The sequence below is a fragment of the Psychromonas ossibalaenae ATCC BAA-1528 genome (assembly GCF_000381745.1).
GTDB lineage: Bacteria > Pseudomonadota > Gammaproteobacteria > Enterobacterales > Psychromonadaceae > Psychromonas > Psychromonas ossibalaenae.
In genome coordinates this window covers 80,100-98,540 of the sequence record NZ_KB906980.1, presented here as the reverse complement: position 1 = coordinate 98,540, position 18,441 = coordinate 80,100, and the positions used below count along the sequence as shown (strand labels likewise).

Here is an 18,441-nt window from a genome sequence, read left to right as displayed (position 1 = left end):
AAGCTAGAAGCTGACAAGCTAGAAGCTGAAAAACTAGAAGCTGAAAAACCAGAAGCTGAAAAACCAGAAGCTGAAAAACTAGAAGCTGAAAAAGAAAAGTCAGTTGGCGAAGATTATTATGAAGAGATAATGTTTGACCAGGAACCGGTGAAACCTGCCGCTGCCGACAAAAAAGAACAAAAAACCTTAGGTTTCTTTGCCCGCTTCAAACAAAGCTTAAGCAAAACTCGTTTAAGTATCGGCAGTGGTTTATTCTCTTTGTTCAAAGGTAAAAAAATTGACGATGATCTTTTTGAAGAATTAGAAGAGCAGTTAATCGTTGCCGATATTGGTGTTGATACCACTTTAAAAATCATTGACAATTTAACTGAGCATGCAGACAGAAAGCAGCTTAAAGATGCAGAAGCATTATATAGCCTGTTAAAAGAAGATCTTTCTGAAATACTGCAGGAAGTTGAACAGCCTTTAGTTATTGATGAAAGTAAAAAACCCTATGTTATTTTAATGGTTGGCGTTAATGGTGTTGGTAAAACAACTACTATTGGTAAGTTGGCTAAAAAATATCAGCAGCAGGGTAAGTCGGTAATGTTAGCGGCCGGTGATACTTTCCGAGCGGCTGCCGTTGAACAGCTTCAGGTTTGGGGGGAACGTAATGATATTCCTGTTATTGCCCAGCAGACCGGCGCCGACAGTGCTTCTGTTTTATTTGATGCGATGGATGCGGCTAAAGCACGCGGTGCCGATATTCTAATTGCAGATACAGCTGGGCGTTTACAAAATAAAGATCACTTAATGGATGAGTTAAGTAAAGTGGTGCGTATTATGCGTAAAAAAGACGCAACAGCACCGCATGAAATTATGCTTACCATTGATGCCGGTACGGGACAAAATGCTATCAGTCAGGCACAGTTGTTTGATCAGGCCGTTGGTATTACCGGCATTACACTGACCAAATTAGACGGAACAGCAAAAGGCGGGATCATCTTCTCGATAGCTGATAAATTTAAATTACCTATTCGTTATATAGGGACAGGAGAAGGCATTGACGATTTACGTGAATTTAATGCCAGGGAGTTTATTGATGCACTTTTCTCAAAAGAGGAAGACTCAGAACAAGGTGAAAATTAATCATGATTTTATTTGAAGAGGTCAGCAAAATTTATGCCGGTAACTATGCTGCATTAAAAGAGGTGGACTTCCATCTGAAACAGGGGGAAATGGCATTTTTAACCGGCCACTCAGGCTCTGGTAAAAGTACGTTATTAAAATTAATCAGCTTAATGGAACGCCCTACAACGGGGAGAATTGTTCTAAACGGTAATGATATAAGTAATATTAAAGGTAACGATATTCCTTATCTGCGTCGTCATATCGGCATGATCTTTCAAGATCATCGCTTGTTAATGAACCGTTCAGTATTAGAAAATGTTGGTTTACCATTATTAATCGAAGGTTACAGCCGTTATGAGATTAAGCGTCGTAGTTTAGCTGCGCTTGATAAAGTCGGATTATCAGGTAAAGAAGACTTCTCGCCGATTCACCTTTCCGGTGGCGAACAGCAGCGTGTAGGTATTGCCCGCGCTATTATCAATCAGCCGCCGCTCCTGCTTGCCGATGAGCCGACGGGTAATCTTGATCCTAAATTATCGTTAGAGATCTTGAGTTTATTTGAATCTCTTAATGAGTTCGGTATGTCAGTTTTAATTGCTACCCATGATTTAGGTTTGATTGCAAAAATGCGCTATCGCACTCTAACATTGAAAGACGGTGTGATGATCAATGATGGATTAATGAGAGAACGTAATGGCTAATCAGACAGATTATAAAAAAGTATTATCAAGCTCGCCGCGTATTACAAAAGTTTCATTTTTTGGTCGTGTCGGAGCCGTTATTCGTCAGCATTTTCAGCAGATTTTCAGTAGTTTTACCGAGCTGTGGAAAACGCCTTTTGCCACTTTAATGACTATTTTAGTGTTAGGTGTGGCTTTATCATTGCCCAGTGTTTTTCATGTGTTATACAAAAATGCAGAGCGCGTGAGCGCACAGTGGGACAGTGCATCAGAGATCAGCCTATTTTTGAAGAAAGACATTTCTGAACCGCGGGTACAGGTCTTAATTAATAAATTAAGCATGTATGATGATATTGATTCTGTTACTTATATTTCTCGTCATCAGGCATTAGAAGAGTTTAAAGAGATGTCCGGTTTCTCGAAAGCGCTGAACTATCTGGATGAAAATCCGCTGCCGGCTGTTTTGGTCGTGACTCCAGCTAAGCAGGCGATGAATACCGCGGGCAGCAAGTTATTAGTTGCCAAGCTTAAGCGTGAGCAGGATATTGACCTGGTTAGGGTTGATATCGATTGGATTGAAAAACTGCAGGCTATTTTATCGCTGGTGGTGGATATTGTTATCGGCATTGCCATTCTATTACTGCTTTCCGTTTTACTGATTGTCAGTAACACCATACGCCTGAATATATTAAATCAGCGTCCGGAAATCGAAGTCATGAAATTAGTTGGAGCAACCAACAGTTTTATTCAGCGTCCATTTTTATACGTGGGGGCTTGGTACGGCTTATTAGGCGGTACAATTGCCTGGCTGCTGACCTTTAGTTTAGTGCAGTGGCTGCAGTCCGGAGTGATGGATTTAATGGGCCTATATCAAGTGCAGTTCCAAATATCATTAATGAGTTTTACAGAAAGTGCAATTATGATCGCTGTTGCCACTTTCTTAGGTTTTAGTGCATCCTATATTTCGGTAAAACAGTACTTAGTGCGAATAGAGCCTAAATAAGTCAATACTGTCACTTTATTGTGAAGTGTAAGTAAATAAAAAAGGAGATCTTACTTGATCTCTTTTTTTTTGCTTGTAATATGTGATTTATGTCACCAAATTTGCTGTTTATAATAGTTTAATCGAGGATATTTATGCATAAGGTTGTTGATCTAAAGTTGACCCCTATATTTTCACCTGTCTGCCAGGCACTGATCCACGAACAAATTCAAGACTATTCACAAGAATCTCAAAGTGAACTATATGATAATTACAGCGAATTATTAATTATCCGTTTAGACGGTACAGTTATTGGCTATAGTACTTTCGATGTAGAAGATGGTGATATGATCAGTGTTAACTCCTTACATTTTAGAAGTATTATTAAAGATCATGCGCTTAGTGAGTACTGGTTGTCACGCCTATTAAAACGTCGTTTAAGCAAAAACAACTATCTACAGTTTTTACTTGCTAGTTAATTTTTCTGCTGATCTAATTTGACGGCCTCTATATTCCAGCCTGGTCCGGAACTGCTGATTTTTGCATCTTGAAGCAGTTTCAGTATAATAGACATTTATTTTTGTCTACGGTCAGCATATCGCTTAATACTGTTGTCAAAATAGTTAATATTTAAGTTATCCATTAGAAATTAATAAGGTAAAGCATGAGTAAAACAATAGATTCGATGAGTTTAGTTCCTCAAGGAAGTATTGGAGCCTATGTTCAGTCTGTAAATCAATTCGCTATGCTCAGTGCAGAGGAAGAGAAAGAGCTTGCAGAACGTTTATTTCATAATGGTGATTTAGAAGCCGCTAAAAAATTAGTTATGTCGCATTTGCGCTTTGTTGCTTATATTGCAAAAAGTTATGCGGGTTACGGATTACCGCAGGCTGATTTAATTCAGGAAGGTAATGTTGGTTTAATGAAAGCTGTTAAGCGTTTTGACCCGTCAGTGGGGGTGCGCCTGGTTTCTTTTGCTGTACATTGGATTAAAGCTGAAATACATGAATACGTTATTCGTAACTGGCGTGTGGTAAAAGTTGCAACAACTAAAGCGCAGCGAAAATTGTTTTTTAATCTGCGTAAAGCTAAAAAACGTCTCGGCTGGTTTAGTCATGATGAAGTGGCTAATGTTGCTGAAGAATTAAATGTGACAACCAAAGATGTGCTGGAAATGGAGTCTCGTTTAAACGGACAGGATCAATCTTTTGATTTAAGCGCCGGCGACGATGATGAAGGCAGCTTTGCACCTGTTCAGTATCTGGAAGATAAAAGTGCCGATGTTGCTGTCGTAGTTGAAACAGAAAACGCGCAGCTGCATGTAAAAAATAAACTTTATTCGGCCTTGTCTCTACTTGATGAACGCAGCCAGGATATTGTCAGTTCCCGCTGGTTAAGTGAGCCGAAAGCCACCCTGCAGGATTTAGCCGCTCGTTATGATATTTCAGCAGAGCGTGTCCGTCAGCTGGAAGCAAATGCTATCAAAAAGCTGAAATCTAATATGGATTTTGCATAAATAGTCCCCGAAAAAGCGAGCGATAAGCTCGCTTTTTGTTACTTGCCTTAAATTTCTAATTATTACACTCGGTGCCTCATGCTTAAAATTGCTACGCTTGGTCCTAAAGAAACATTTTCAGATTTGGCTGCTCAGCAATATTTAAAAGGCCAGGACATTCCCTATCAGGTTCAATATCTACCTACACTTTCTGAAACTTTTCAAGCTATTGGCAAAGAGTGTGAAATAGGTGTTCTGCCGATAGAGAACTTATCTGAGGGCTACGTTCAAGTTGTATTAGATCACCTCTTAGACACAAATTTAGTGGTGCTCTCGGAGCTGCTGTTGCCGATTCAGTTTTCTTTTGCAGGTTACTGTGAAGAACTTGAACAACTGACGGATCTTTATGTGCAGTTTGTGGCTCATGGGCAATGCTCCGATTTTATCAATAGGTTAGACAATGTCATTATCCATAATACGCAAAGTAATATAGAGTCGTTATTACTGGCAAAGCAGCAGGGAAAAGGAGCCGGTGCGATAATTCCGCAGCATGCTTTAACCATGGCCGAGGGCTGCTGCCTTATTAATAAAAATGTAACCAATTATAAAAATAACCAGACTCGGTTTTTAGTGATAGGCACACAGCAGCTGCCGCGAAGTGCCGAACTTAATTATAAAACGACGCTGGTTGTGAAAAACGAAAAAGATTGTCCGGGAGTATTGAGTAATATCGTCAATGCCTTTGCTCTGCAGAAAGTTAACCTTACTTCGATTATGTCTCGTCCGACGAAATCACAGTTTGGCAAATATCATTTTTTTATCGATGTTGACGGGCATCAGGATGATGCTAATTTAAAACAGGCATTAGAAGAGATACAGATGCAGTATCCGGTGACGGTCCTCGGTTCATATATTAAAGCGCAATAGTTAAAGCTGCTCTGACATTTATCGTCCCTTAATAAAGTAGTACTCACTAGTCTCTTATCATTTCAGATCTTTATTCTGGAAGCTTCTCCATGAAACAAAAAGTCCGCATACTAAAGATTACCCCTGCGGCTGTGATGCTGAAGGAAAAATCACTCTAAGCTTATTAGCCGTGGGAATTGAGATCATTTGTGATTATCAGGGCTCAGATCAGCATGTCTATGAGTGTTTCTCTGCTGGTGAGGAGGCTGAAGCGGATATATTTCTATGGCTGGATAAAGTCGATAAAACTCAATCGCGTAGTCCGTCTATAACAGCTCTGCCTGACAACGAATATGAAATAGTAGGGCTATACAAAGGTACCTGTCAGCATGAAAACAGTTTGTATTATTTAGTGGATTTATTAATCGAATTACTAACTACAAATGAATTTAATGACGACAGCAGGCCTGCAGAAACTGGTGAGTGGGTGAGGGCAGTCGGCTTTTTTTATATTGAGCTACCCTGAAGCAGCTGCGCATTAAGAAGCAGTACAAAATATCAAATTTGTACTGCCTCTACTTTGCGGCCCTCTAGCGTTTAACTAAATATACGCCGGCTTCTGTATGATGTGTGTACGGAAACTGATCAAACAAAGCAAAACGTTTAACAATATGAGTTTCATTAAACACTTCAAGATTGTTTTTCAGGGTATCCGGATTACAGCTGATATATAAAATATTGTCGTAAGTCTGCACCATTTTCACTGTTTCATCATCAAGGCCGGAGCGCGGCGGATCGACAAAAATAGTATTACATTGATAATCGCTTAAAGTAATGCCTTCTAAACGATTGAATTCGCGTACCCCGTTGATTGCCTGGGTAAACTCTTCTGCTGACATACGGATAATAGTGACATTATCGATATTGTTTTTGGCGATATTAAACTGTGCCGAATGTACTGATGGTTTAGCAATTTCAGTTGCCAGTACTTTATTGAAGTTTTTAGCTAATGCTAATGAGAAATTGCCGTTACCACAGTAAAGTTCCAACAGGTCACCCTGGCTGTCACGCGTACAGTCGATAGCCCATTCGAGCATTTTTATGGAAACCTCTGCATTAGGCTGGGTAAAACTGTTTTCAATCTGCTGGTAAATCAGTTTCTGGCCGTCAACTTCTAACTCTTCCACGACATAGTCTTGATCTAGTAAAACTTTCTGCTTTTTAGCACGCCCGATAAAGTTGATATCAAACTGTCTACTCAGTTCTGCTTTGATGCGCTGTGCTTCAACTAACCACTGATCATCTAACTGTTTATGGTAAAGCAGGCTGACAATAACCTGACCGCTTAAGCTGGATAGGAAATCTACCTGAAACAGTTTATAACGTAGTACTTTAGATGATTTTAGTAGTTCAATTAACAGGGGCATCAGATCATTAATAAGCCTGCTTGCCGGCGGGAACTGATCTACACGGATTTTCTGTTTTGTTTCTTTATCAAACATAATGTAATAAAGATCATCTCCATCATGCCATACGCGAAACTCAGAGCGCATACGGTAATTTACTTTTGGTGATGCAAAACATTCCAATTCAGGCAGGTTAAATGTTGCAAATTGCTCGTTAAACTGCTCTTTTTTAGCATTTAACTGATTTTCGTAATTATCTGGATCAACAAATTGCAGACTCATTGTAACCTCTTGGTTGGTATTTATAATGGGGCTGAATTTTAAAGGAGCGGCCGCTGCTTGACCAGAAAAATTCATTTTATTTCTTTATCGATTATTAACAGGTTAAACTATGCAGCTATAAAATAATTTTCAGTTGGTGAACAATGTCAGTAAAACAGGTGCTTATTTTTGATTCCGGAGTAGGCGGGTTATCTGTTTTTGCGCAGGTATTAAAAGTAAATCCTAATATTAGTTATTCCTACCTCTTTGATAATGCCTATTTTCCCTATGGGGAGCTGGATCATGATTTTCTTATTCAGCGTATTACCCGCTTATTAGTGAGCTTTTCTGAAAAGCAGCCGGTGGATCTTATCGTTATTGCCTGCAACTCAGCAAGTACAGCTGCACTGCAAGCTTTACGTGCCCGTTTTTCCATCCCTATTGTTGGTGTTGTACCGGCCATTAAACCGGCTGCCGGAATGACTAAAAACGGTGTGATTGGTTTATTAGCGACACCGGCGACCGTTAACCGGACTTATACTCAAGAGTTAATTACCCAGTTTGCCGTTTCAGCACAAGTATTAAAAATAGGCTCTACGGAACTGGTTAAATTAGCAGAACAAAAACTGCAGGGAGCAACTGTTGATAAAAAGCAGCTGCAGATTATACTGCAGCCCTGGTTAAGCTTAAAAGAGAAACCTGATACTTTAGTGCTTGGCTGTACCCACTTCCCATTATTGAAAAAGGAAATTGCCGCTTGTTTTGATAATGAGGTTAATCTGGTGGATTCGGGAAAAGCGATTGCTAAGCGGGTTAATCAACTGCTCGGGCATAATAGAGCGTTTGACGCTATAAGTCAGCATCAGGCTTATTATACTAAAAGCTTTTCTTCATCAAAGCAGCACACTGCATTACAAAGCAGCTTCAGAAATTATGGCTTTACGGCTTTAAAATTTTATCCTCAAGGTTAACCTGTATTTTTATCTTACGCCGGTCAGGGGAGTTCTGTGCTCGTTGATGCTGTCTGTCTTTACCTTTTTTCCTGTTCCTAAAAGTGAGTGCTTAATTTATCTGCTTTGAACTCTGCATAAGTGGTGGAGGGGATTTAGGTTAAGTCAATTGTGTTTCTTACGGGTAAAAAAAATAGGAGCCGAAGCTCCTATTTATTATTAACTAAATAACCCGGAGGGTTAATCAGCAGTAGTGTTTACCACCAAGCTTCCATTTGAACACCGAAGTTTACTTCATTGTCTTCGCTATTAGAGAAGGTAGAACCATCTTCATGAGTTTTAACGTATGAAGCAAATACACGTAGTTCAGGACGAGCCCAGAAGCCGTTACCAGCACTGATAGCTTGAGCCACAGTCACTTTGCTCAACGTTTCTTCACCCCATGCATCATCGTCTGCTGAGTAGTAACCAGCTTCTAAGATTGTTTTATGGTAATCATTCCATTTGTACGACGGGCGAACAACTACGTTAAAGTAATCATGAGCATTAGCAAAGTCATCACGGTCGTAAGATGCGTAGTTAAAGCTGTAGCCAATATCAACTTTTTCGCCTGCAGGAACAACACCCCAGTTAATTAAACGGTACGCTGTACCATTTTGACCTGTGTTTTCTGCACCGTACCAGTTACCGCCGCCAAAGTAGCGAAGTGCATGTGCGTAACCTTCAGTACCATACTGAATTACAGCTTTGTTAAAACCGCCAAGAATAGAAGATGTTAACTGCGCAGTAAGCATTACACCGTCATCGGCCTTTTTGCCTGATGCTTCTTGTGCATCAGTTAGATTAGCCATGCCGTATGTAAGACCAAAGTCAAGAGAGTTTGAAGCGCCTAGTTTTAGACCAGTGTAACGAACATCAAAGTTATTTACATTTGCTGCAACGCCTGTGTTGCCTGGAATGTTTACTGTATCACCAGTTGGAGTTCCGGTGCCATCAGTAACGGCACTTGTTGAACCACTTGTAAACCCATCTGCACGGTCAGAACGTGTCCATGCGAAGTTAAGCGCACCGCTACCAGCTTTAATTCCTTCGATACCTGCACCGGCACCAGAGATATCCCAGTAGTAGAAATCGACAATATGGATGTCATTACGTTGATAGAAACGTTTACCTGCCCATACCGTTGCTTCAGGAGCAAAATTTAATACGCCGGTACCTGTTGCATACATTTCACGAATTGCAAAAGCAGCATCATTATCATCACCAGTGCCTTCCCAGTCGTTAGAACCGTCTGAAGTGTAAGCTAGTGTTGTTGCAATATTGAAAATCTTGCTGTCATTGTTATGAACTTCCTGCTTTAAAGTTAATTCAGCATAAGTTTCACATTCATTACCTAAACGGCCTACTTTTTGTTTCTGAGCACTACATGACTGAGCGCCATCATCGCTGATGCCAACACCTGAACGTGCATAACCGTGGTACTCGACTGCAAATGCACTACTTGATAGCAATGCTACTGCGACTGCCGCTGAAAGAGTTTTGATTTTCATAGTTTATTTCCTAGTAAGTTATAAAGCTTAAATCATTTAAGCAGTTGGTTTTACCTATCTTTGTAGGTTTTGTTACTTATTGCTGAAACCAACTTTGTAAGTTAGTTTCAGCAATGAATTCTTTATTTAACGCCGATCTCTTTATAAGTACGTTTACAGCTTGTTCCATCTTCCTTAAACAGGTGACAGCGGTACTCAGGGAAAGTGAAATGGAACTCCTGATCCAGTGCGACATTTGCCACATCGAAATAGCGGATAATCAGATCACTTTCAATATCTTTAGCTTCTACATAAATTTGTGTTTCGTGACCCAGCTGTTCCAGTACTTGAATTTCACCGGTTAGGTAACCGTTAGTTTTATCTGTTCCTGCTCCGTCACCACATTGAGTTGATGGTGATGTATCAATATGTTCTGGACGGATACCTACTGTGACTGCATCACCAATCTGCAGTGTATCGTGCTCTACCTGTACGGTTAATTGTGAATCGTTAGGCAGTTTAACTTTTACGCCTTCGCTGCTTAGTTCCAGAACTTTTGCATTGATAAAGTTCATTTTTGGTGAGCCGATGAAGCCGGCTACAAAGCGGTTCAACGGGTAATGGTATAACTCAAGCGGTGTGCCTACCTGAGCAACTCGTCCGCCTTCTAATACTACAATGCGGTCTGCCATTGTCATTGCTTCTACCTGGTCATGGGTTACATAAACCATTGTAGAATTTAGACGTTTGTGTAGTTTTGTGATTTCAATACGCATCTGTACACGTAATGATGCATCTAAGTTCGAAAGAGGTTCATCAAAAAGCAGAACTTTCGGACGGTTAACTAGAGTACGGCCGATTGCCACACGCTGCTGCTGACCACCAGATAACTCTTTCGGCTTTTTCTCCAGCTGACTGCCAAGTTGTAAAATTGAAGATGCGTAATCAAGACGCTCCTGAATTTCAGCTGGATCAGTTTTCGCCAGACGTAAACCGAAGGTCATGTTGTCTTTTAAATTTAGATGCGGATAAAGTGCATAAGACTGAAACACCATGCTGATTGAACGTTGTGAAGGCGGCGTATCATTAACACGCTCTCCATCAATATATAGGTCACCCGCTGTAATATCTTCGAGTCCTGCAATCATTCGTAACAATGTTGTTTTACCGCAGCCTGATGGACCTACAAAAGCAATAAACTCTCCATCAATGATTTCAAGGTCGATATCCTTTTGTACAACAACATCACCGAATGCTTTGGTGATTTTTTTCAATACAACGCTAGCCATGAACTTTACCTTCTTATCTTAAGTGTTTTATTATTGTTCAGATTTCCCTGCGTGATAACTTCTCTATATGAACACGGACACAATCTGATAAGTATTAAATTTGATGGGAAGATTTTGCGCCAAGCTATGTGCTGAAACATCCTCCCAACCGGGGGGCGTAGAGGCTTATTTGGGGGCGGAGTAGTCCTTATTGTGAAGTAGATCCCGCCAATTAAGGTCTATTTCCTGTTTTAGTGTTTATTTGTGCTTTTTTTTTAATATGAGAGCATAAAAATCAAAGATAACAATCAGCTTAAAACAGTCGTCCAGCCCCCGTAAACGCTAAATGCATGACCTGAGTCACACTCTGTTTTTTTATGCTCCTTTCCAGTTTAAGACCGCTCTGCTGCTTTCCTGTTTTTCTGCTCTTAGAATCACCTTTTTTCTTCTCTGTGAATGATATGGACCGGCAGTATCGACCGCATTGAACTGTTGATATGGATGCGGAGGAGAGGATAAACAGCTTTATAGTAGTCAGTGTAATTAAATGGGCAAAATCACAACGTTACTGTCTATTTTTAATCTGTAAGCCAGGTCAGATATTTATGCACAGTGATATTAGTAGAGGCAGACTGCTTTTTCTTCATTTGGTGCAGAGCTCAAACCGTTGAGTGCATTGTTTATGCTGTTCGATTGCTGTGGAGGCTCTGTTAGTGGGCGATCATCACTCAATTTTGGAAGCAGCATAAGAGCAGGGAAATCTTAGGCTTATACCTTTCCGCTAATAAAGTGTTCAGAGTTTTCGTAGGAAAAATAGTTAAGGTCAAGGCGCGCGATTGAGTGCAACTCAGGCATTAGCTATTTTTACCAGCAAAAATGACCAGATACTTAGGCGGATTGGTATCAGATCTAATAAAGGAAATGAGCCGTGTATTCCTGTCTTAGGCAAAAAAAAAGCTTACAACATGGCTGTTGTAAGCTTTTTTAGCAGTTTGTTATTATCAGTTAAGCAGTGTTACCAGCTGTTCGCTCAGCTGCACCGCTTCATTGCGGTCTTCAAGACCAAGTTTCTGATAAACATTACGAATGTGTGATTTTACCGTGGTTGGTGCAACCCCCATGCAGTTGGCTATCTGGTGGTTGCGGTATCCTGCATGAATATAACCTAACACCTGCCATTCTCTCGGTGTCAGCGGGATATTCTTAACTAATCTTGGAGCGCGGGCATGTGCTTTAATTTTAATAATCGAAGCAGAATCAAACGGATTCTTAGGTGCATCATCGAGATTAATCCCTGATAAAGACAGCAGTTTAACCAGCTTCTCTTTTACCGAGTGAATTAGTGTCGGGTCCTTGGCAAGATCCTGATAAACCGGCTTTAAGTTATCTGATTCACGAATAAAACAGGTGTTTAATCCGGTAAACAGTGACGATTCAACTGCTTGTGATAAATGAATCTTGGCATTACCAAAAAGTTTAAGCTTACTTTCGATACTGGTTAGCAGGATTAGATTGCGGTTTATTTCCATCTGCAGGCTGCACTGCTGGGCATCTTGAATATTCTGCTCAACAATCAGCATTGCCTGCTCTAAATCACCTAATTTAATCAGTGCACGTACCCGGTTACGGTTATGGCACTGTTCAAAGTGATTAAAGGCATGTTCCGGCTGCGGGGCGGTAGTTAACCAGCGTTCAATTGCTGCGGTATCTTCTGTTGCCCGCCAGTATTTCAAGCGTGCGTAATTTGCCGCTGCTATCCAGTCGCTGTGATAGTTTTTATTGCGCAGCAGGCGTTCAATATCTTCAATCAGTTCCTGCCCGCGTACTAAATCGTCCTGCTCTAGAACAATTTTTGCCTGCAGCGTATAAGTATATAAAAGCCACTGTTCGCCATAAGGGGAAACAACACTTAAAGCCTGTTGACAGAAATCTTCAGCAACGCTGAACTGACCAGCCTGATAAGCACGCTGTGCTTTGAAATGCAGAGGAAACGCATGCAGAGGCATTGCGCTTAAGTGGTGTTCTTTAATCAGGCTAAGTGCCTCTTCGAGGTGCTGATCTGCCTGCTGATGAAAGCTTTGCGCCTGAAGAATTTCAGTCTGCTGGTAAACAGCCCATATTTCACTTTGGTACATTTGTTGTTCATTGGCCAGTATTTTTACTTCCTGGAAATACTGATAAGCCAGCTCTAAATTACCAAGGCCGTGATAAGACTCTCCGATAACGGCCTGTGCTACAATATTGGCGCGTGTATTGCTGCTCGGTAATAGCAGTAAGGTTTGTTCTGCTTGTGCTAGTGCATCGTGGATACGGCCCTGGTTAATTGCTATCTGGGCATGAATAACCAGAAACTCGCCTTTAAGCTGATCCGATAAAACAATATTATTCTCGGCAAATAATTTCTCCGCCTGATTGATCAGCGGAGCCACTTTATAACTCTGATGACGGCTCTGCAGCATCCACACTTTTAAGATCACCAGTTCCGGATGCAGCCAGAATGACTGCTTAATAAGGTCAAAACATGCCTGCAGGCTGTTTAGCTGGCCGTCATGAAATAATTTCCAGCCTGCCTGGTTTAACAGGGCGATAACCAGCTGCTGATCCTGACATTTAAGTACATGGGGTAATGCCTCCGCAATCTCCTGATGGTTCAGCCATAACTCAGCAATGACTTTGTCATCTCTTTTTACTGAACCGCACTGTTTAGCTTTGTGCACTAAGAATGCTTTGAAGAAGGAGGTGAAAGTAAACCAGTCCTGCTGCTTATCAACGGGAACAATAAATGCGGCGTGTTCTTTGAGCTGTTCGAGCAGCAGATGCCCGTCTTCGGTGGAGCATAAGCTGTTAATGATATTGCTGTCGACTTTATTGAGGGGCGCAATATGTAATAGCAGGTCCTGCAGCTCCTGGCTTAAGACCGAAAAAACTTCTTCATCGAGGTAATCCCATAGATATACATGATTACTTTTACCTATCTGTTCCGCGCATTCATTAAAGCTGCTGCTGTCTTTACTTAAGATGGAGACAAGCTGCAGGGCGGTCGGCCAGCCTTCAACATTATCCCTCAAAGCCAGCTGCTTTTTCTCTTCCGTTTCGAAATCGGTACTGGCGGCAAAAAAATCTAATGTTTCCTGCTCGGTAAATGCTAAATCAGCTTCTACCAGCTCAAACAGCTGCTGCTTAATGCGTAAACCTGAAACGGATAAGGCCGGCATGGTCCTGCTGGAGATAACAACCTGCCAGTGATTAGGCATGTGTTTAATGAAAAATGCCAGTGCCTGGTGGATATCCGGGCTTTTGATATGGTGGTAGTCATCAAGGATTATGCGTAATGGTTTTTCCAGGCCGGACAGTTCATTGAATAATATACTTAATACGCTGACAAAATCAGCGTCGTCACTTTGTTTGGCCATCTCTAAAGATGCCGGGCATGATACTGCCGGGAGCTGTTCGATTGAATGAATAAAATAGTTACAGAAGTGACTGGGATTATCATCAAAACTGTCAATTGAAAACCAGGCTACGTTTTCATGTGCATCTGCCCAGTCGGCAATTGCAGTGCTTTTTCCATAACCCGCCGGCGCACAAATCAAACCCAGTTTATAACCTTCGAAGTCTTCTAAAAGACGGGTTCGTTCAATCCCGTTTTTTAGTTTTGACGGTTTTTTTAACTTGGACTTGATAATCATATTAAACCTCTAAGCAGCGTTTGGATTGTTCAATCTTAGTACGTAAATGATACGCTTTTTAGACGTGATAAGCGCTTTGAATATTGTAACAAAGTGCAACACAAAAACGACTGTAGAGCCCGCAAACCATGAATTTACGAGCGCTAGATCTCATTTTTAACACAACAAAGAGGGGGGCGTAGATTCGGGGAGGGTGACTCTCTTGACCCGGAGCATTAAAGTTTTGCCTGTTTTAAGACAAACGAACAGTTCTAAAAGCAGGAACAGATTAACTATTTATATCACAACTAGATAACTACTTATTAAGGAATTACGATGAAAAAAGCATTAAGTACATTAGCCGTTTCGGTACTTGTAGCACTAGGCAGCGTAAACATTGCTCATGCGAAAATGGATGAAGGACAAATCACTATCTGGATTAACGGTGATAAAGGTTATGACGGTCTTGCTGAAGTTGGCCAAAAGTTTGAAGCTGATACCGGCGTGAAAGTGATTGTTGCTCACCCTGATAAATTAGAAGAAAAATACGCTCAAGTTGCATCTACAGGCGCAGGTCCGGATATCATTTTCTGGGCACATGACCGTTTCGGCGGCTGGGCTAAAGCAGGTTTATTAGCTGAAGTTAAGCCTAGCAAAGAATTCAAAGCAAAAATTGCTGACTTTACTTGGGACGCTGTTTCTTACAAAGGTAAATACATTGGTTACCCGGTTGCTGTTGAATCACTATCACTTATCTACAATAAAGACTTAGTACCTAACCCGCCGAAATCTTGGGAAGAGATGAGTGCGCTTAATGCAAAACTTAAGAAAGACGGTAAATCTGCAATCATGTGGAATCTAAGTGAACCGTTCTTCACATGGCCTCTAATCGCTGCTGACGGTGGTTATGCATTTAAATTCAGCAATGGTGCTTACGATGTAAAAGATACTGGTGTTAATAACGCGGGTTCAAAAAGTGCACTACAGTTCATCATTGACATGATTGATCGTAAAGAGATCAATGCTGATGTTGACTACTCAATTTCTGAGGCTGCATTTAATTCTGGTAAAACAGCAATGACAATTAACGGTCCTTGGTCTTGGGGCAATATCGATAAAAGCGGTATCAACTACGGTGTAACAGTATTACCAACATTCAAAGGTAAATCTGCTAAACCATTCGTAGGTGTATTAACTGCCGGTGTTAACAGTGCTAGTCCAAACAAAGAGTTAGCAAAAGAGTTTCTTGAAAACTACCTGATGACTGACTCTGGTTTAGACCTGGTAAATAAAGACAAGCCGCTTGGCGCTGTAGCGTTAAACTCTTTCCAGGCTAAATTAGAATCTGATCCGCGTATTGCTGCAACAATGCAGAATGCACAGACTGGTGAATTAATGCCTAACATTCCTGAAATGTCTAAGTTCTGGTACGCAGAAAAAGCGGCTATCGGTAATGCGATACAGAAACGTCAAACTGTTGCTGAAGCACTTGATGACGCTGCTGCACGTATTATTAAATAATTAAAATCAAGTTAAGAGGCTCTTGGGAACTTTGTTCTAAGAGCCTTTATTGATTGAGTTCTTATGGGGAAAGGTATGGAACTATCTATTGAATCAGGAAATGCACAAAGTCCGAGTGCAAATTGGATTAAGTGGGGTTTATTAACACTTATTTCACTATCGGCAGGTTACGCTATTATGTTGATGTACGCACAGGATGAACCTGTGTTTGCTATGCTGACCTTGGTTCTTGTCGCTTCGGGTGTTGTTGTTTTTGCGCGTACAGATACCTATTCTCACCGTTATATTTACCCTGGCGTGGCCGCCATATTTTTGTTCATTATATTCCCGCTTATGTACACGGTTGGTATCGCATTTACCAATTACAGCGGTTCTAATCAGTTAACATTTGAACGTGTTCAGTCGCAGTTTCTAGCGCAAAACTATGAAAAACCAGATTCTGCATATAAATTTGATGTTTACCAGTTAGACAACGACAAAATCCAGCTTCACTTTAGTAAAGATGGTGAAGAGTTTGTTACTCCGGAGATCACCTTAGATCAAAATAATAATAATATTGCTCTAACACCTTCAACAGCTGCGATGCAGGGAGAAAAAGTTAAAATACGCTTCCTGGTTAAAAACCGCGAGGCCTTAAGCAAACTTGCAATTCAAACGGTATCCGGTGAACAGTTAATGATGGGAGGTTTACGCTCATTTTCGGAATCATCTCCTTTGTATGCTCTTCAGGCAGATCAACAGTCTTTAGTCAGTCAGGTTGACGGTACAGTCTTAAAGCCGAATTTTGAGATTGGTAACTACCAGGCTGTAGATGCAGACGGCGAATTTGTCGGTAATGCATTATCTCCAGGTTTTGTCGTGAATACCGGTTGGGACAATTTTACGCGAATCTTTTTAGATAAAGGTATTCAGGGACCTTTTATACAGATCTTTATCTGGACGGTTGTTTTTTCCGGCGGCTCTGTATTATTTACTTTAGCTGTAGGTTTAGTGCTGGCATCCGTGGTGCAGTGGGAAGAGCTTAAAGGTAAAGCGATATACCGTATGCTCCTTATTTTACCTTATGCGGTACCGGCCTTTATTTCGATATTGATATTCAAAGGTTTATTTAATCAGAGCTTTGGTGAGATTAACGGATTCTTAAATGCGTTGTTTGGTGTAAAGCTGAAATGGTTTAGTGATCCTTATTTAGCTAAATCTATGCTGTTGATCATCAATACCTGGCTGGGTTATCCCTATGTAATGATTCTATGTATGGGTCTATTAAAATCAATTCCAAGTGATTTATATGAAGCATCAGCAATTGACGGCGCAGGCCCGCTTGATAACTTCTTTAAAATTACTCTGCCGTTAATTATCAAGCCGTTAACTCCGCTGTTAATTGCCAGCTTTGCATTTAACTTTAATAACTTCGTACTGATTGCGCTGTTAACTAACGGTGCGCCGGATATTATCGGCTCATCAACACCAGCTGGTCATACCGATTTATTAGTTAGTTATACCTACCGTATCGCCTTTGAAGGCGGTGGTGGTCAAGACTTTGGTCTGGCAAGTGCGATTGCAACATTAATATTCTTGATGGTTGGTGTGCTTGCGATTATTAATCTGCGCATCTCCAAGAAACAACAAGCTTAAGGAATTATTATCATGGCAATTGTTAAAGCTAAAAATGAAAGAAAACGAGTCTGGTTTGCCCATGCATTTTTAATCGTCTTCTGCGCAATTATTTTGTTTCCATTATTAATGGTTGTGGCAATTTCGTTCCGCGAAGGTAATTTTGCATCGGGATCGCTGATACCTGACAACCCGACCTTAGAGCACTGGAAGCTGGCCTTAGGCTTTACAGTGACCAATGCAGACGGTTCAACCACACTGCCTCCGTTCCCGGTTTTATTATGGTTATGGAACTCAGTAAAAGTAGCTGCAACAACATCTGTTCTTGTATTGGCATTATCAACCACTTGTGCTTATGCATTTGCGCGTATGAAGTTTGCCGGTAAAAAAGTACTGCTGGAAGGTATGCTGATATTTCAAATGTTCCCGGCTGTACTGGCGCTAGTTGCTTTATATGCATTATTCGACAAAGTTGGTCAGTATATTCCGTTCCTGGGGTTAAATACTCACGGCGGTCTGATCTTTGCCTACTTAGGAGGTATTGCACTGCATGTCTGGACTATCAAAGGTTATTTTGAAACCATTGATGTATCACTGGAAGAGGCTGCTGCACTGGACGGTGCTACGCCTTGGCAGACATTTAGACTGGTTTTATTACCGCTTTCAGTGCCGATTCTGGCCGTGGTATTTATCCTGTCATTTGTTGCTGCGGTAACCGAAGTACCAGTAGCTTCCCTACTACTAGTGGACGTTGACAAATATACCTTAGCGGTAGGTATGCAGCAGTACCTTTACCCGCAGAACTACCTGTGGGGCGATTTTGCCGCTGCCGCTGTTTTATCTGCAATACCAATTACTGTTGTATTCCTGTTAGCACAGAAATGGTTAGTAGGCGGCCTGACAGCCGGTGGTAATAAAGGTTAACTAATACTCGATATTTCCTTGCCTCAAAGCCCCCAATTTAGCGACTAAATTGGGGGCTTTTTATTTCTCCCCCTTTTTTCTGTCTACTCTCCAGTAATAACTATTTAAAATTCTCTGTGTTCTACTG

15 protein-coding genes are annotated in these 18,441 nt (G+C 41.0%); 11 read left to right on the top strand and 4 right to left on the bottom strand.

The window, feature by feature from the left end; translation table 11 throughout:
• From ftsY to G327_RS0109045, 7 genes are all read left to right on the top strand, one after another.
• The coding region (ftsY, locus tag G327_RS0109080) for a signal recognition particle-docking protein FtsY (protein ID WP_019614454.1) at nt 1-1,128 on the top strand (1,128 nt) is incomplete at its 5' end.
• 2 nt (nt 1,129-1,130) lie between these two features.
• Nucleotides 1,131-1,811, top strand: a complete 681-nt coding sequence (ftsE, locus tag G327_RS0109075; protein ID WP_019614453.1) for a cell division ATP-binding protein FtsE — start codon at nt 1,131-1,133, stop codon at nt 1,809-1,811.
• The gene (gene ftsX, locus G327_RS0109070; RefSeq protein ID WP_019614452.1) at nt 1,804-2,793 is read left to right on the top strand and encodes a permease-like cell division protein FtsX; all 990 of its coding nucleotides are present in this window, start codon (nt 1,804-1,806) and stop codon (nt 2,791-2,793) included. Before ftsE ends, ftsX begins: the two co-directional genes overlap by 8 nt.
• Before the next feature lie 134 nt (nt 2,794-2,927).
• Entirely contained in the window at nt 2,928-3,251 is a 324-nt protein-coding gene (locus G327_RS0109065) for a hypothetical protein (protein WP_019614451.1), read from the top strand.
• 185 nt (nt 3,252-3,436) lie between these two features.
• Entirely contained in the window at nt 3,437-4,288 is an 852-nt protein-coding gene (rpoH, locus tag G327_RS0109055; RefSeq protein ID WP_019614449.1) for an RNA polymerase sigma factor RpoH, read from the top strand.
• Between the two features lie 78 nt (nt 4,289-4,366).
• Complete coding sequence (locus G327_RS0109050) at nt 4,367-5,194, top strand: prephenate dehydratase (RefSeq protein WP_019614448.1); 828 nt, start codon at nt 4,367-4,369, stop codon at nt 5,192-5,194.
• A gap of 169 nt (nt 5,195-5,363) precedes the next feature.
• Entirely contained in the window at nt 5,364-5,699 is a 336-nt protein-coding gene (locus G327_RS0109045) for a hypothetical protein (protein ID WP_019614447.1), read from the top strand.
• 64 nt (nt 5,700-5,763) lie between these two features.
• On the opposite strand, the gene trmA is transcribed toward G327_RS0109045, so the two are convergent.
• Nucleotides 5,764-6,861 (bottom strand): tRNA (uridine(54)-C5)-methyltransferase TrmA, encoded by a 1,098-nt coding sequence (trmA, locus tag G327_RS0109040; protein WP_026339277.1) that lies wholly within the window; start codon nt 6,859-6,861, stop codon nt 5,764-5,766.
• Nucleotides 6,862-7,004: 143 nt separating this feature from the next.
• Between trmA and murI the strand changes: the two genes are divergently transcribed.
• The gene (gene murI / locus G327_RS0109035; protein WP_019614445.1) at nt 7,005-7,811 is read left to right on the top strand and encodes a glutamate racemase; all 807 of its coding nucleotides are present in this window, start codon (nt 7,005-7,007) and stop codon (nt 7,809-7,811) included.
• Between the two features lie 236 nt (nt 7,812-8,047).
• On the opposite strand, the gene G327_RS0109030 is transcribed toward murI, so the two are convergent.
• From G327_RS0109030 to malT, 3 genes are all read right to left on the bottom strand, one after another.
• Nucleotides 8,048-9,340: a maltoporin gene (locus G327_RS0109030; RefSeq protein WP_019614444.1), complete on the bottom strand. Its 1,293-nt coding sequence runs from the start codon at nt 9,338-9,340 to the stop codon at nt 8,048-8,050.
• Nucleotides 9,341-9,462: 122 nt separating this feature from the next.
• A complete protein-coding gene (gene malK / locus G327_RS0109025) occupies nt 9,463-10,608 on the bottom strand; it encodes a maltose/maltodextrin ABC transporter ATP-binding protein MalK (RefSeq protein ID WP_019614443.1) in 1,146 nt (381 codons plus the stop codon).
• A gap of 980 nt (nt 10,609-11,588) precedes the next feature.
• Complete coding sequence (gene malT, locus G327_RS0109020) at nt 11,589-14,276, bottom strand: HTH-type transcriptional regulator MalT (protein ID WP_019614442.1); 2,688 nt, start codon at nt 14,274-14,276, stop codon at nt 11,589-11,591.
• A gap of 315 nt (nt 14,277-14,591) precedes the next feature.
• On the opposite strand from malT, the gene malE reads away from it, so the two are divergent.
• From malE to malG, 3 genes are all read left to right on the top strand, one after another.
• Nucleotides 14,592-15,776, top strand: coding sequence for a maltose/maltodextrin ABC transporter substrate-binding protein MalE (malE, locus tag G327_RS0109015; protein WP_019614441.1), 1,185 nt, complete (start codon nt 14,592-14,594; stop codon nt 15,774-15,776).
• Nucleotides 15,777-15,851: 75 nt separating this feature from the next.
• Nucleotides 15,852-17,411 carry a maltose ABC transporter permease MalF gene (gene malF / locus G327_RS0109010; RefSeq protein ID WP_019614440.1) on the top strand — a complete coding sequence of 520 codons (1,560 nt, stop codon included), beginning with the start codon at nt 15,852-15,854 and terminating at the stop codon, nt 17,409-17,411.
• A 12-nt stretch (nt 17,412-17,423) separates the two neighbouring features.
• A complete protein-coding gene (gene malG, locus G327_RS0109005) occupies nt 17,424-18,314 on the top strand; it encodes a maltose ABC transporter permease MalG (RefSeq protein ID WP_019614439.1) in 891 nt (296 codons plus the stop codon).
• Nucleotides 18,315-18,441 lie beyond the last annotated feature (127 nt).

Coding starts and splice junctions, on each gene's coding strand:
- G327_RS0109050 (WP_019614448.1), top strand. CDS start 4,367: ATGCTTAAAATTGCTACGCTTGGTCCTAAAGAAACATTTTCAGATTTG.
- trmA (WP_026339277.1), bottom strand. CDS start 6,861: ATGAGTCTGCAATTTGTTGATCCAGATAATTACGAAAATCAGTTAAAT.
- rpoH (WP_019614449.1), top strand. CDS start 3,437: ATGAGTAAAACAATAGATTCGATGAGTTTAGTTCCTCAAGGAAGTATT.
- malF (WP_019614440.1), top strand. CDS start 15,852: ATGGAACTATCTATTGAATCAGGAAATGCACAAAGTCCGAGTGCAAAT.
- malK (WP_019614443.1), bottom strand. CDS start 10,608: ATGGCTAGCGTTGTATTGAAAAAAATCACCAAAGCATTCGGTGATGTT.
- G327_RS0109065 (WP_019614451.1), top strand. CDS start 2,928: ATGCATAAGGTTGTTGATCTAAAGTTGACCCCTATATTTTCACCTGTC.
- G327_RS0109030 (WP_019614444.1), bottom strand. CDS start 9,340: ATGAAAATCAAAACTCTTTCAGCGGCAGTCGCAGTAGCATTGCTATCA.
- malE (WP_019614441.1), top strand. CDS start 14,592: ATGAAAAAAGCATTAAGTACATTAGCCGTTTCGGTACTTGTAGCACTA.
- malG (WP_019614439.1), top strand. CDS start 17,424: ATGGCAATTGTTAAAGCTAAAAATGAAAGAAAACGAGTCTGGTTTGCC.
- murI (WP_019614445.1), top strand. CDS start 7,005: ATGTCAGTAAAACAGGTGCTTATTTTTGATTCCGGAGTAGGCGGGTTA.
- ftsE (WP_019614453.1), top strand. CDS start 1,131: ATGATTTTATTTGAAGAGGTCAGCAAAATTTATGCCGGTAACTATGCT.
- ftsX (WP_019614452.1), top strand. CDS start 1,804: ATGGCTAATCAGACAGATTATAAAAAAGTATTATCAAGCTCGCCGCGT.
- malT (WP_019614442.1), bottom strand. CDS start 14,276: ATGATTATCAAGTCCAAGTTAAAAAAACCGTCAAAACTAAAAAACGGG.